Origin of the sequence: Streptomyces xylophagus (assembly GCF_000716435.1) — a bacterium.
Lineage (GTDB): Bacteria > Actinomycetota > Actinomycetes > Streptomycetales > Streptomycetaceae > Streptomyces > Streptomyces xylophagus.
The window spans coordinates 309,423-323,531 of record NZ_JNWO01000009.1; the positions used below are offsets into that span (position 1 = coordinate 309,423).

At 70.6% G+C, this 14,109-nt stretch carries 13 protein-coding genes; 3 read left to right on the forward strand and 10 right to left on the reverse strand.

Going from position 1 to position 14,109, the window contains the following annotated elements:
- Window positions 1-16 precede the first annotated feature (16 nt).
- Together OO70_RS23450 and OO70_RS23455 are read left to right on the forward strand one after the other, a co-directional pair.
- Window positions 17-1,960, forward strand: a complete 1,944-nt coding sequence (locus OO70_RS23450) for a fumarate reductase/succinate dehydrogenase flavoprotein subunit (protein ID WP_043674810.1) — start codon at window positions 17-19, stop codon at window positions 1,958-1,960.
- Window positions 1,957-2,727: a succinate dehydrogenase/fumarate reductase iron-sulfur subunit gene (locus tag OO70_RS23455; protein ID WP_043674812.1), complete on the forward strand. Its 771-nt coding sequence runs from the start codon at window positions 1,957-1,959 to the stop codon at window positions 2,725-2,727. Before OO70_RS23450 ends, OO70_RS23455 begins: the two co-directional genes overlap by 4 nt.
- Here the strand turns inward: OO70_RS23455 and OO70_RS23460 are convergent.
- From OO70_RS23460 to OO70_RS23475, 4 genes are all read right to left on the reverse strand, one after another.
- A complete protein-coding gene (locus tag OO70_RS23460; protein WP_043674815.1) occupies window positions 2,708-3,019 on the reverse strand; it encodes a hypothetical protein in 312 nt (103 codons plus the stop codon). The genes OO70_RS23455 and OO70_RS23460 overlap by 20 nt on opposite strands.
- Window positions 3,016-4,014 carry a phosphotransferase family protein gene (locus tag OO70_RS23465; RefSeq protein WP_043674818.1) on the reverse strand — a complete coding sequence of 333 codons (999 nt, stop codon included), beginning with the start codon at window positions 4,012-4,014 and terminating at the stop codon, window positions 3,016-3,018. The genes OO70_RS23460 and OO70_RS23465 overlap by 4 nt, the downstream gene beginning before the upstream one ends.
- Window positions 4,011-4,298 (reverse strand): hypothetical protein, encoded by a 288-nt coding sequence (locus OO70_RS23470; RefSeq protein ID WP_043674820.1) that lies wholly within the window; start codon window positions 4,296-4,298, stop codon window positions 4,011-4,013. Before OO70_RS23470 ends, OO70_RS23465 begins: the two co-directional genes overlap by 4 nt.
- 82 nt (window positions 4,299-4,380) lie before the next feature.
- Window positions 4,381-5,334, reverse strand: coding sequence for a glycoside hydrolase family 18 protein (locus tag OO70_RS23475; protein ID WP_407702820.1), 954 nt, complete (start codon window positions 5,332-5,334; stop codon window positions 4,381-4,383).
- A gap of 590 nt (window positions 5,335-5,924) precedes the next feature.
- Here OO70_RS23475 and OO70_RS23480 point away from each other — a divergent pair.
- On the forward strand, window positions 5,925-7,412 hold the full coding sequence (locus OO70_RS23480) for a hypothetical protein (protein WP_407702822.1): 1,488 nt from the start codon (window positions 5,925-5,927) through the stop codon (window positions 7,410-7,412).
- A 45-nt stretch (window positions 7,413-7,457) separates the two neighbouring features.
- On the opposite strand, the gene OO70_RS23485 is transcribed toward OO70_RS23480, so the two are convergent.
- The 6 genes from OO70_RS23485 to OO70_RS23510 all read right to left on the reverse strand — a co-directional run bounded on the left by OO70_RS23485 (window position 7,458) and on the right by OO70_RS23510 (window position 14,069).
- A complete protein-coding gene (locus tag OO70_RS23485; protein WP_043674823.1) occupies window positions 7,458-10,157 on the reverse strand; it encodes a SpoIIE family protein phosphatase in 2,700 nt (899 codons plus the stop codon).
- A 262-nt stretch (window positions 10,158-10,419) separates the two neighbouring features.
- Window positions 10,420-10,827: an ATP-binding protein gene (locus tag OO70_RS23490; RefSeq protein ID WP_407702823.1), complete on the reverse strand. Its 408-nt coding sequence runs from the start codon at window positions 10,825-10,827 to the stop codon at window positions 10,420-10,422.
- Window positions 10,828-10,981: 154 nt separating this feature from the next.
- Window positions 10,982-11,404 carry a (deoxy)nucleoside triphosphate pyrophosphohydrolase gene (locus OO70_RS23495; RefSeq protein ID WP_043674828.1) on the reverse strand — a complete coding sequence of 141 codons (423 nt, stop codon included), beginning with the start codon at window positions 11,402-11,404 and terminating at the stop codon, window positions 10,982-10,984.
- A 23-nt stretch (window positions 11,405-11,427) separates the two neighbouring features.
- Window positions 11,428-11,619, reverse strand: coding sequence for an SPOR domain-containing protein (locus tag OO70_RS23500; protein ID WP_043674831.1), 192 nt, complete (start codon window positions 11,617-11,619; stop codon window positions 11,428-11,430).
- Between the two features lie 398 nt (window positions 11,620-12,017).
- Window positions 12,018-12,770 carry a GntR family transcriptional regulator gene (locus tag OO70_RS23505; protein WP_043674834.1) on the reverse strand — a complete coding sequence of 251 codons (753 nt, stop codon included), beginning with the start codon at window positions 12,768-12,770 and terminating at the stop codon, window positions 12,018-12,020.
- 147 nt (window positions 12,771-12,917) lie between these two features.
- Window positions 12,918-14,069, reverse strand: a complete 1,152-nt coding sequence (locus OO70_RS23510) for a DUF4190 domain-containing protein (RefSeq protein WP_234336913.1) — start codon at window positions 14,067-14,069, stop codon at window positions 12,918-12,920.
- Window positions 14,070-14,109: the final 40 nt, after the last annotated feature.

Consider the following 14,109-nt stretch of genomic DNA (forward strand, 5'->3'; position numbering starts at 1 on the left):
TGGCAGGGGCCTTCTGATGTCCGTGGTCGAGCGACAGGAGTGGGACGTCGTCGTGGTCGGTGCCGGTGGCGCCGGTCTGCGGGCCGCCATCGAGGCGCGCGAGCGCGGTGCCCGTACGGCGGTGATCTGCAAGTCGCTGTTCGGCAAGGCCCATACGGTGATGGCCGAGGGCGGCATCGCGGCGGCGATGGCCAACGTCAACGAGCACGACAACTGGCAGGTCCACTTCCGCGACACGCTGCGCGGCGGGAAGTTCCTCAACCAGTGGCGCATGTCGGAGCTGCACGCGAAGGAAGCCCCGGACCGGGTCTGGGAGTTGGAGACCTGGGGCGCCCTCTTCGACCGCACGAAGGACGGCAGGATCTCCCAGCGCAACTTCGGCGGCCACGAGTACCCGCGCCTCGCCCACGTCGGCGACCGTACGGGACTCGAGCTGATCCGCACGCTCCAGCAGAAGATCGTGTCGCTCCAGCAGGAGGATTACAAGGAGACCGGCGACTACGAGTCCCGCCTGAAGGTCTATCAGGAATGCACCGTGACACGGGTGTTGAAGGACGGAAGCCGCGTCTCCGGGGTCTTCGCCTACGAGCGCGAGACGGGTCGCTTCATGGTCCTGGAGGCGCCCTCCGTGGTGATCGCGACGGGCGGGATCGGCAAGTCCTTCAAGGTGACGTCGAATTCGTGGGAGTACACGGGCGACGGCCACGCGCTGGCACTGCTCGCCGGGGCGCCCCTCCTCAACATGGAGTTCGTGCAGTTCCACCCGACGGGCATGGTCTGGCCGCCGTCCGTGAAGGGCATCCTCGTCACCGAGTCCGTCCGTGGCGACGGCGGGGTGCTGCGCAACTCGGACGGCAAACGCTTCATGTTCGACTACATCCCGGACGTCTTCAAGGAGAAGTACGCCGAGTCGGAGGCGGAGGGCGACCGCTGGTACGAGGACCCGGACCACAACCGCCGTCCCCCCGAACTGCTCCCCCGCGACGAGGTCGCCCGCGCCATCAACTCCGAGGTGAAGGCGGGCCGCGGCTCACCGCACGGCGGAGTCTTCCTGGACGTGTCGACGCGGATGCCGGCGGAGGTGATCCGGCGCCGACTCCCGTCCATGTACCACCAGTTCAAGGAACTGGCCGACGTCGACATCACGGCGGAGGCGATGGAGGTCGGGCCGACCTGTCACTACGTGATGGGCGGCATCGCGGTCGATTCGGATACGGCGGCGGCACGCGGGGTCGAGGGGCTGTTCGCGGCCGGTGAGGTGGCCGGCGGCATGCACGGCTCCAACCGGCTGGGCGGCAACTCCCTGTCCGACCTGCTGGTGTTCGGCCGCCGGGCCGGCTGGCACGCGGCGGACCACGCGGCCGACCTGGCGGACAGCCGCCCGCTGGTGGACGACGCCGAGGTGGACCTGGCGGCGGCGGAGGCGCTGCGCCCCTTCTCGGCCGAGGGTCCCGAACCCGGCAAGGAGAACGGCCGCCCACCGGAGAACCCGTACACCCTCCACCAGGAACTTCAGCAGACCATGAACGACCTCGTCGGCATCATCCGCCGCGAGGGCGAGATGGAACAGGCACTGGAGAAACTGGCCGATCTGCGGGTACGGGCCCGTCGTGCCGGAGTGGAGGGCCACCGGCAGTTCAACCCCGGCTGGCATCTCGCCCTGGACCTGCGGAACATGCTGCTGGTCAGCGAGTGCGTGGCCCGGGCCGCGCTGGAGCGCACCGAGTCGCGGGGCGGACACACCCGCGAGGACCATCCCGGCATGAGCCGCGACTGGCGCCGCATCAATCTGATCTGCCAACTCACCGATCCCACAGGCGGATTGGGCGCCACGGACCCGGTGTCCGGCCAGATCACCCTGACCCGCGAGACGACCGAACCCATCCGCGCCGACCTGCTCGCCCTCTTCGAGAAGGAAGAGCTGGTCAAGTACCTCGCCGAAGAGGAGCTGTACGAGTGAGCAGCTACGAGGCCCGCTTCAAGGTGTGGCGGGGTGACGTCAAGGGCGGCGACCTGGAGGACTTCAAGGTCGAGGTCAACGACGGCGAGGTGATCCTCGACATCATCCACCGCATCCAGGCCACCCAGGCCTCCGACCTCGCCGTGCGCTGGAACTGCAAGGCGGGCAAGTGCGGTTCGTGCTCGGCGGAGATCAACGGGCGCCCCCGGCTGATGTGCATGACCCGCATGTCGGTGTTCACCCCCGAGGAGACGATCACGGTCACACCCTTGCGCGCCTTCCCTGTCGTACGGGATCTGGTGACGGACGTCGGCTTCAACTACCAGAAGGCCAGGGAGGTTCCGTCGTTCGTGCCGCCGGAGGGTGTGGGACTTGGCGAGTACCGGATGATGCAGGAGGACGTCGACCGCTCGCAGGAGTTCCGCAAGTGCATCGAGTGCTTCCTGTGCCAGGACACCTGCCATGTCGTCCGCGACCACGAGGAGAACAAGACGGCGTTCGCGGGCCCCCGATTCCTCATGCGGGTCGCGGAGTTGGACATGCACCCGCTGGACGCGGCGGCGGAGAGCGGCCTGGACCGCAAGAAGACCGCCCAGGACGAACACGGTCTCGGCTACTGCAACATCACCAAGTGCTGCACCGAGGTCTGCCCCGAGGGCATCCACATCACGGACAACGCGCTGATTCCCTTGAAGGAACGGGCGGTTGACCGCAAGTACGACCCGCTGGTGTGGCTGGGGTCGAAGATCAGGAGGCGGTCTTCGTAGGCTTGTGGCGGTCGACGGCGGCGCTCTGCATGAGGATCCCGACGGCGAGCACGACGCCGCCGACCACCGCGAACGGGGCCAGTCGCGAGTCGCCCGGGCTCTGGAACGGCCCGAAGAACACGAACGCGGCCAGCCCCGCGTCGCTGACCAGGATGCCGTAGCCCCACAGCCGAGGTCGCGCGACGCTGTTCCGGCGGACGAGCGGGGTCCAGCCGCGCGCGACCGCCCCGATGCCGACACCGGCGAGGACGGCGATGAGCAGCGCGGCCAGGGTCACTTCGGTGTCGCTCATGTCCGCTCCACGAGGGACAGGGCCTGTTGGAGATTGTGTTCCGCGATGCCCCTCATGAACTCCGGGTCGTGGAAGTCGCCCACGTCGAGGAGGCGCAACGGGCCCGCCACCAGGGAGAGATGCATGGCCAGGCGGTAGAGGCGCAGCCGGTCCTCGTCCAGGCCCTCGGTGCGCAGGGCGTCGTAGTGGCGGCCGAAGCGCAGGCGGAGGAAGACGTGCTCCCATTCGAGGTCGAAGTACATCAGGCCCTCGATGTCGATGAGGGCGAGGTCGCCGTCGGGGGTCACGCGGACGTGGTCGGGGCCGAGTTCGCCGTGGACGAGGGTGGCGGGTTCGGTGCGGGGTCGGACCCGGGCGGCCAACGTCTTTATGGCGTGGGCCAGTTGGGGGTGCGCGGCGGCGGCTCGTGGGTCGCGCGCCGGTAGCTCGTCGAGGTCGGCCAGGGCGCGTTCGACGACGATCCGCTCGCATGAACTCCCGTACGAGGAACCGCCGTTGTCGACCACCGCGACCTTGCCGAAGCGCGGGCCCGTGCAGGCGTGCAGGGTGGCGAGCAGGGCCGCCATCCGCTCCAGCGCGTCCGGTACGGCGGCCGGGTCGCCGGCCAGCAGATCCTCCAGGGTGCCGCCGGGGAGGTCCTCGACGATGGCCGCGTCCGCCGGGAGGTGGGTGTGCGTGGGGTCGGCGTGCAGGAGGCGGGGCGCGCGGACACCGGTCGCGGCGAGGCGGTCGGCCGCCGCCGTGAAGAGGCTGAGGCCGGAGGCGTGGGAGAAGGGGTCGCGGGGGTCGCCGGGGCCGGCGTCCCAGAGGTCCTCCTCGGGCGACCAGACGTAGGCGACGGCGGTCGGCACAGGGCCGTCGTCGAAGGTGAGGCGGTAGACGCCCTTCTTCGAACCGCCCCGGATGCGGGTGACCGCCGTCGGGGTGCGGTTGAGGGCGGCGCGGGTCAGGGGGGTCAGATCGGCGCGGGTGAGGGGTTTGCGGGTGGTGGTCATCGGACTGCGGGGCGCTGCGCACGCCACTGCAGTACACAGCCGAGGACGATCAGGGCGAGCGCCGTCGCTCCACCCGCGTCGCCCACGGCCAGGGAACCCGCCCACCAGCGCAGGGAGATCCCCGTCGCCATACCCAGAGCGAAGACCAGCTGCCCGTAACCCCACATCTCCGGCCGTACGACCCGGCCTTGCAACGTCGGCAGCATCCGGCCGGTCGTCACCGCGACGACTCCGCTCACGGCCACCAGCAGACAGGCCACCACGGCCAGCCCCGTCCACACCATCGCCCACCCCCATCGGACGTGACCGATCATCGCATCCGTGGCTGTGAACAGCGCTGTATTTTCACCGCACTTGACCTCGTACTCAACGCACCCAGCCCTCCCGGTACGCCGTCCAGTCCGCCTCCGTCGCCGCGAAGTCGACGTACAGGGCGACACCGAAGTTCGTACGGTGCGCGTCCGTGCGGGACAGGCCGAGGCGGACGCCGCGTACGGCGGCGGGGACGGTCTCGGCGGCGCCTCGGTGGCCGAAGCGGTTCTCGTGGAAGAAGGGCAGGCCCATGAGGAGGTCGGTGGAGTCCGGGGTGACCTCCAGGGCGAGCGAGGTCTGCTGGGCGACGTAGCCGCCGTAGAGGCTCTGCAGGGGCTGCATCGTGTCGTACGACATGACGGCGATCTGGTCGACGCGGCGGGCGACCTGGCCGAAGTACGCCTGCGACCACCATTTGGGGTGGTTGGTGAGGGTGCCCCAGAAGGAGTGGAAGGCGGGGAGCGGGTCGATCTGGTGGGCGGCGACGGAGAGTTGGGCGTGGTGGGCCCGGGTGACCTCGTGGAGTCTGTCGAGGAGGTCGAGGTAGTCGGCGTCGCCGGAGTGGAGGGGTTCCAGGTCGAAGTGGGCGCCCTCGAAGCCGGCGGCGAGGATCTGCCGGGTCGAGGCGACGATCGCGGTGCGGGTCACGGGGTTCTGGAGGCGCAGGCCGTCGGGGCTCTCGGTGGCGAGCTTGTCACCCAGCCAGGCCTGGACCCGGACGCCGGGGAGCTCACGGTGCACCGACTCGATCAGCCAGGCGGCCTTCGGGTAGTCCGACTCCGGGAGGGTGCCGTCGTGCTCCAGGGGACCTGAATGGACGTACAGGTCTCGGATACCGGTGTCTCTGAGGCGGCGGGCCAGTGCGGTCACATCCGCGTCGCTCTTACGACCGTCCACCCACGCGTGGCCGAGCCAGATCGCGTCCCGGTTCCTGGTGTACGTGCCGTCGGACGGGTCACCGGTGTAGTTCACCCGGAGGGCGATCTCGGCGGCGAGGGTGGGAAGCACCAGGGCGAGAACGAGCGCGAGGGCACTGCGGCGGACCCACCGGACCCACCTGTTCTTCCCACCCGCACCACCCGTACTACTTTCGTCGCCGGGTGCGGGTGGCCCCTGTGGGGGTGCAGCGCCGTCGGCGGCCTCGGCGGGCTCGGGCGGATCGGTGGCCGCAAGCCCGTCGGTCGCCGCAAGCCCGTCGGTCGCCGCAAGCCCGTCGGTCGCCGCAAGCCCGTCGGTCGCCGCAAGCCCGTCGGTCGCCCTCCGCCTCCGGCCTCCGGCCGCACCGCAGAGTCTCCGTCCGCGGCCTTCAGCCCTGTCGCCCGTTCCCCATCCCCTACGCCTGCCCGCCCCGCAGCCGTGCCCTCCGCGTTCCCCATCCCCGCGTCTCCCCTCCTGTAGCCGTACCCCACCCGACCCCCACCCGTCCCCTGCACACCCCCGCCCGGTCGCGCGCCCGCATTCCTGCTCATACGCTCCGAAATGTGACGTCATCCTTGATACGGGGCCGGCCGCGGCGCGGGGCCTCTCACATATCCGTGCGGGTGGCGCATGCCGTGGTCGGTGGGGCGGCCGGGGTCGTGTGGCTGGTGTTGCCGGTGATGACGATCAACCCGGAGGTTCCGGTTGCGGCCACCGGGGACGGGCCCGTCGCCGCCGGGCACGGGCACGGGCATGTCCAGCAGGGCGCCGAGGCGTCGGCGTCCACCGCCGATCTCGTGCTGCCGCTCGTCGCCGTCGGCGGGGTGGGTGTACTCGCGGGGTACGGGTACGTACGGCGTACCCGTAGGGCCCGTACCCGTACGACTCCCGGTGTGGTCTCACCCCAACCCCCCGTGACCCCGCTCCCCGTCCTGGAACGGCAGGCCGGTGCCGCCCTCGTCCAGGCCGACGACTGTCTGCGCACCAGCCGGGAGGAACTCGCCTTCGCCGAGGCCCGGTTCGGGGCGACGGCCGTCGAACCGTTCGTACGGGCCCTGCGGGAGGCCGAGCGTGAACTGTCCGCCGCGTTCGCGATACGCCTGCGCTACGGCCAAGGGGTCCCCGAAGAGGAAACCGCCCGGCGTCAGGCCCTCGCCGGGATCGTCGGACGGTGTGCCGAGGCCGGGCGGCGACTGGACGCGGAGGCCCCCGGGTTCGATCAACTCCGGGCGTTGGAGCGGGAGATGGGCCCTGCACTGGAAGTCGCGGAGGGGCGGTTCCGGGAACTCGCGGGCCGTACCGGCGCCGTGGAAGCCACCCTCGCCGACCTGAACACGCACTACTCGGCGACGGCAACGGCGACCGCGACCGCGTCAGTCACCGGATACGTCGAACAGGCCAAGGACCGGCTCGTGTTCGCCACCACCCACCTCAACCAAGCCCGCCAGGCAGCCGACTTGGGACACACCGACAAGGCGATTCGCGACCTCCGGGCCGCCGAGGGTGCCATCAGTCAGGCCGACATCTTCCTGACCGACGTCGACCGGCTCGCCAATACCCTTGCCGCCGCTGGCGAGTTGGTCCCGGCCACGCTCACCGGCGCGGAGGCGGAGATCGCGAGAGTCAGGGCGACCGGGACCACCGGGCCGACCGCCGATGCCGACTCCACCCTCGCCGCCGTACGAGAAGAACTGACCGGCGACGGCTCCTACGACCCCCTCGCCGCCCTGCGCCGCATCGTGCGGGCCATGTCGCCGCTCGGCGCCGGGCGGGACGGTGTGCTCGGTGCTGCCGCGTGGCTCGTCGGGCGTACTGACGTCCGTGCGGCGGGCGGCTTCGTGGCGACGCACCGGGGTGCGGTGGGCGCGGACGCGCGGACCCGGCTCGCGGAAGCGGGGCGGCTGCTCGACGCCGATCCTGCCGATTCCGCCACGGCCGACGTACTCGCCCTGGAGGCAAGGGAGTTGGCCGAGCAGGACGTGCGCGTACACGGGAACCCGTACGCCGGCGGCGCCGAGCACGCGAGCGGGGTCGGTGGGGCGGTCCTCGGCGGGATCCTCCTCGGCGAGGACGCGGACGGCGGGCCGCCGCTCGCCTTCGGCGGACCGGACACCCGGAAACGGCGCGGCCTTCCGCCGCCGTACCCGGAAACGGCCAGAACAGACTGACCAACATCTCCGCCGGCCCCGCAAACCGCCACAACAGACTGACCGTCAGAACAGGCTGAGCAGTGCCTCCGCCGGATCCACCATCCCGTTCTCCCCGTCCGGCAACGGCAGTTCGAACCACACCGTCTTGCCGCGTGGTGTCCGGCGTGAGCCCCAGGCCGCTGAGAGAAGGCCGACGAGTTGGAGGCCCCGGCCGCCCTCGTCCGTGTCGCGGGCGCGGCGGCGGCGCGGCTGGACCAGGCCCGCGTCCCAGACCTCGCAGACCAGGGTGCGGTCCAGCAGCAACCTCAGCCTGATCTCGCCTTCGCCGTACCGCAGCGCGTTCGTCACCAGTTCGCTGACCAGCAACTCGGTGGTGTCGATGAGGGGTTCGAGGTCCCAGGACTTCAACTGGGCGCGGGCGTACTCCCGGGCGCGGCCCACGCTGCGTGGCTCGCGCGGCAGGGTCCAGTCGCCGACCGAGTCCTCGGGCAGGCCCTGGACGCGTGCCATGAGGAGGGCGATGTCGTCCTCGCCGTGGTGGGTGTCGAGGGTGCTGAGGACGTGGTCGCAGACGTCCTCGAGGTCGCGGTGGGTCTCGGCGTTCAGTGCCGCTGTGGTGGGCGGGTGGCCGTCGGACGAGAGGCTGGCCGGGTCGGTCAGGGCGCCCACGAAGGCCTGGAGGCCCTCGTCGAGAGGATGGTCGCGGGATTCGACCAGTCCGTCCGTGTAGAGCGCCAGCAGCGCGCCTTCGGGCAGTTCGACCTCCACCTCCTCGAAGGGCTCGCCACCGACCCCTAGGGGCATGCCGGGCGGGACGTCGAGCATCAGGGCCGCCTCGCCTGGCTCCACCAGGACCGGCGGGAGATGGCCCGCGTTGGCGAAGGTGCAGCGCCTGGTCACCGAGTCGTAGACGGCGTAGATACAGGTCGCGAGGTACACCTCGGAGAGGTCGGCCTCGCGGGGGCGGCGGGCGGCGCGGGTGGCCTGCTGGACTCCGCCCGGGGTGCCGAGGCCGCGCGCGATCTCGTCCAACGCGGAGAGGACTTCGGCCGGTTCGAGGTCGAGGAGGGCCAACGTACGGACGGCTGTGCGGAGTTCGCCCATGGCCACCGCCGCGCGTAGACCTCGGCCCATCACGTCTCCTACGACCAACGCCGTGCGGTGGCCGGGGAGTTCGATGACGTCGAACCAGTCGCCGCCGACCTCGGTCGCCGCGTTCCCGGGAAGGTAGCGGCACGCGATGTCGAGTCCGGAGGCCTCCGGGTCGCCGGGCGGGAGGAGCGAGCGTTGCAGTATCAACGCCCGCTCGTGCTCGCGGCGGTACAGGCGCGCGTTGTCGATACAGACGGCGGCCCGCGCCGCCAACTCCACAGCCAGATCCCGGTCCCGGTCGCCGAACGGCTCGCTGCCCTTCGTACGGGCGAACTGCACGAGTCCTACGACGGTGTCGTGGGCGACCATCGGCACGGCCAGCGTGGACTGGACGGGGCCGTTCTCCTCGGCGGAGACGTACTGCGGGCGGGCGGTGCGCAGGGCGTCCGCGCAGGGCGAGTTGAAGGGGTAGTGGTGGACAGCGTTGACCGCCACGGGTGCGCCGCCGCCCACGAAGGGGACGTCGGAGACCGCGCTGGCGAAGGCCACCCGGCGCAGTTCGGCGCTGCCGTCGGCCCGGCCCGGCGGGGTCTCGTCGCCGGCCAGGAGGCCCTGGTAAAGGTCGACGGTCGCGAGGTCGCAGAAGCCGGGGACGACGACGTCCAGGAGTTCGCGGGCCGTGGTCTCCAGGTCGAGGGAGTTCCCGATGCGGGCGCCGGCCTCGTTCAGAAGGGCGAGATTGCGCCGCGCGGAGGCGGCCTCGCGGGCGGCGGCGCGGCGGGCGGTGACGTCGGTGCCGAGCCAGGCGATGCCGATGGGGCGGCCGCTGCCGCTGTGCACGCGGTAGAGGTTGATGGACCAGTGGCGGCGCTCTTCGGAACCGGGCACGAAGCCGGTCACGTGCATGTCGGTGATGGAGTTGCCGGTCTCCAGGACGCGGCGCAGGGTCGCGGTGACCCGCTCGGCCTCGGGGCTCTGCAGATAGTCCTGGACGCCGTTGCCGCGGTGGTCGTCGGGGGTGCCGCCGAAGGTGTTGGCGATCTGCTGGTTGGCGCGCCGGACCCGCAGGTCGGGGTCGATCAGCAGGAACCCGAACGGAGATTGACCGAATATCGACTGCGAGGCGGCGAGATCGGTCTCGATGCGACGCAGGATGCGGACGTCGACGACGATGCAGACGGCGGCCCGCTCGCCCTCCTCGGTCCGGGTCGGCATCACATAGACCTCGGCGAGTCCCTCCTTGCCCGGCTCGCCCTCGGCGGTCTCCGGCACCCGGAAGGGGACCACTCCGGTCCACTCGCGGCCGTCCAGGATCTCGGCCATCTTCCGCTGGCCACGCTCGTGCAGTTCGGGGTCGACGAACGCCTCGATGGGATCCATGCCCACCGCGCGCTCCGTGGGGATGCCGAAGAGCTGCTCGGCCCGCAGACTCCACTGGTCGACGAGCCCGTCGGGGCCGATGGAGAAGGAGGCGACCTTGATGTAGTCGTAGATCGAGCCGGGTGGACTGCTCTGCCACATGGCGTCGCCGACGGACAACGCGTCGCCCTCGGACATCCCGTCGGCGACCCGCACGGCGTCGGCGGGCACGTCGACGGAACCCGCGGCCTCAGCCCTCGCGCCGCCCGACGGGTCCTCGGACTCCGTGGCCTTCGCTGGTATCTCGCTCACGCGAACCGTCCCCTCCAGCTCACCGCGTCCGGCACCGGTCACCGGGGGCGGCTGCCCGCAGTATCCAGCACTACGGCGCCCCACAACACGGTGTTCACGATCACAGGACAATCCCGATGCATTTCGGACCGGCCTGCGACAACACTTCCAGTCTTCTAACCAGCGGACACGCAGTCGAACCACGCGGATCGACAACCGTCACAGGCCTGAACCTGTCGATGGACACCGCTGTCCGGTCCGTACAGCGGTCCGCGGCCCCGATTCACCCCGGCACGGCCAGCTCGAACCACACCGTCTTGCCGCTCTCCCCGGGTCTGGTGCCCCAGCGGACGCAGGCGCCGGCGACCAGTTGGAGGCCCCGGCCGCTCTCGTCCTCGGGGCGGGCGACGCGCTCGCGGGGCGGGTCGGGCAGCGGGTCGGAGACCTCGACGAGCAGCACGCCGTGCGGGCCGACAGGGCGGACCAGCCGGACTCCGATGGGGCCGGTGGCGTGCCGCAGCGCGTTGGTCACCAGCTCGCTGACCAGCAGCGCCGCGATGTCGGCGAGGGCGTCGAGGTCCCACTCGCGCAACTGCCCACGGACCGCGGAGCGTGCGGTGCGGACGGCTCCGGGGTCCGCGGGGAAGGTCCACTCGGCGCAGTCGCCTTCGGTGTCGATCAAGCCGATCACATCCCGGGCCAGCCAGCTCACCCATGTCCGATTTCATGGGGTTAATGGGCACATACCCGATATTCAGGACCCGGTACCGTCCCCGAGGGCGCACTGTGGCACGAACGGCGTACGCCGACTTCGCCGCGCTCCGCCCGCACGACGCAGGACGGGTTCAGCACGCCCGGATATCGAGGTGCGCGAGCGTCTCCCGTACGGCGGGCACGTCCTGGTCGAGCCAGTCGACGGTCCAGACGTCGGCGGGGGCGAGCCAGCGCAGTTCGTCGTGGTCCTGCAGCGGCTTCGGGCGGGGCGAGGCGGGGAGCAGCCGGGCCGTCCAGACCTGGAGGACGTACGGCGGCTTCAGCGGCCACTCCCCCGGGACGCGCGCGACGGTCTCGGCGTCGACGCCGAGTTCCTCACGAAGTTCGCGCACCAGCGCGGCGTCGGGGCTCTCGCCGGGCTCGACCTTGCCGCCGGGGAGCTCCCAGCGTCCGGCCAGTTCGGGGGGAGCGCTGCGACGGGCGGCGAGCAGTCGGGTGTCGTCGCCGACGCCGTCGAACAGGGCGGCTCCGACCACCACGATCCGTTCGTTCATGCGCCGGAGACTACGGGGTGCGGTCAGTTGCGGGTGACGTCCCCGTTCTGCCCGATCCGCTCGACCCAGTAGAGCTGCTTGTGTCCGCGGTCGTCGAGGCTGTCCGCGATCTTCTGGGCCTCGGCGCGGGTGGCGTACCTGCCCACGCGGTAGCGATTGCCGTTGTCGTCCTGCCGTATCACGAGCCAGGGAAGAGTGATCGTGCCGTCGTTCATCGCGCCCCTCCGCTTCCCGCTCGCGGTTCGTGCCGTGCCCCACCCCATAAGGAAACCGCAATCCGCATATGCCGGAGCCTACGCCTAACCTTCACGCAGCGAATACGGGTTTTCACAAAGAGGTACGCAACCAGCCAGGACGGAGGGGGCGCACGATGACGAACGCGCCGTTGGCGCACCTCGATGCATCCGGTCGGAGGCAGGGTACAGGCGCCGTGAACGACCTGCGAGAAAGACCGGAATCCAACGGCGCACGGGACAGGGCGGATTGACCGGTTCCGGCGGCAAGTGCCGGAAAAAGTGCACTACTTCACGCGAAACGCACTACAACGCACCACCCGGTGCGCTACTTCACCGGAAGGTGGCGGGCGATCACTTCACCGGGGGCCGGCGGCCGATCACTTCACCGGAAGGTGGTAGGCGATCCGGTAGCGGTCGGCCGGGACGACCACGTCGGCCGTCTCCACCGGGCGGCCCGAGGCGTAGTACGTGCGCTGGATGACCAGCACCACATGCCCGGGGACTCCGCCCAGGGCGAGCAACTCCTCGGCGAGACCCGGCCGGGCGCCGACCTCCTCCGTGACGTTGTCGACCACGACATCGATGGCACGCATCCGCTCGACGACCCCCATGCCGCCGAGCGGGCCCTCCTCGGGCAGCATCACGGGCGTACGGCCGGTCACCGCGAGGGGCTCCCAGGACGTGGAGAGCATCATCGTCTCGCCGGCGTCCCGGAACACGTACTTCGTGCACATCACGCGCTCGCCGGGCTGGAGGGCGAGCCGCTCGGCGATCGTGCCGCCGGCCTCGGCCTGCTCGCTGCTGGACTCCCAGGTGCCGCGCGCCTCGCCCTCGGCCTGCTCCTGCCGGAACGGTGTCGCGCCGGTGGGCGGCCGGAACCCGGAGCGGGAGACGCGCCGCGGCACGGGACGCTCGCGCACATACGTCCCCGAGCCGGAACGGCCCTCGACCAGCCCCTCGGCCATCAGCACCTTGCGCGCCTCGAGGGCGACCGTGTCCGAGACGCCGTACTCCTCGCGGATCCTGGCCTGGGAGGGCAGCCGGGTGTGCGGGGGCAGCTGGCCGTCGACAATCTTCTTGCGGAGATCACCCGCGACGCGCAGATACGCCGGCTGCTCACCGAATGTCACTGGCCACTCCCATCAGGTTGTACAGACAGCAACAGCCTGGCAACCGTGGGTTGTGCCATGCAAGCAAAGGCCAGAGAATCACTCGATGTGATGACTTATGCCCCGCGTGGGCTTTACCCAGGCACTTTCTCCCCGCTATAGGAGCCGTCACACCTCCAGGCCGGTGTCACCTCCTCCGCTGTCCCCGCCGCCGCCGTTCTCGTCGTACGACGGAGGGGTCGTGGCGAGCCCCAGAGCCTTGCGGGCGGTGACCGACTTCTTCGGGTCGATGAGGTCGGCGCCCTTGTCGTAGTGCGCGTAGAACTCGTCCGCGTCGGAGGCCTCGGCTGCCTTCGCCCACTCCTTCTGCGCCGCTCGCAGGTCCTTGACCAGGGCCGCGACCGGCTTCTCGGAACCGCCGGGCCACTCATGACTCTCCAGCAGACCGGCCTGCTGGGTCAGCGCGGCCGAGACCCGGCCCGCCCAGGCCTTGTGCCCCGGCAGGTCGTCCTCGACGTACTGCGCGTCGGGCGCCGAGTCCAGTGCCACGTTGAGAACGTGGGCGGCCTTCAGATACGCGACCTGGTCCGAGTCGAGGGTCGCGGCGTCGTTGCGCAGCGAACCGCCGGGCAGGCTCGCCTTCTCGTCCGTGTTGCCGAACGCGCAGGTGATCTCGCGGTCGCCGAGGCTCCAGCTCTGCTCGGTCGGCGTGACGTAGTAGACGTCCACGTCGTCGGGTACGGCCCAGCCGTCCATGGCGTAGGCGTCCTGGAGCGCGTAGCACCTGTCGTCCGCGGTGGCGGCGACCTTCTTGTCCCCAGGATAGGTGCCACCGCTCATCCGCACGACGGCGAACACCTCCCCGTCGTGCTCGCCGTCGCAGGACACCACGTCGAAGTCGTACGTCATGCCCTCCAGCGAACCGCTGGGCGCGTCGAAGCACTCGCCCTTCACGGGGGAGGCGCTCGAGTTGTTCCGCGCGCTGTCCTTGACGTCGTCCCAGAACCCGGTCGCGGCACCGGTCACCCCGAGCACCCCCACCACCAGCCCGAACGCCGACAGCACCATGCCGGCCGCCGCCATGCTCCGCCCACGCTCACCCCGCTTCTTGATCTGGTTCAACGCGATCAGCCCGAGAACCAGACCGACCCCCGGTATGCAGCACAGGATGCCGAGCACGAGGGCGGCGATGGACATGCCGTTGAGGGGCGCGGGGGTGTTGTACGGGGTGTAGCCCTGGGACCAGGTCTGGTAGGGCTGGGGGCCGTAGGGGGAGGGGGGTCCTTGCAGGGGCGGGGGACCCCTGTCTCTTATACACATCTGACGCTGCCGACGACTCCTTACGTGTAGATTTCGGTGG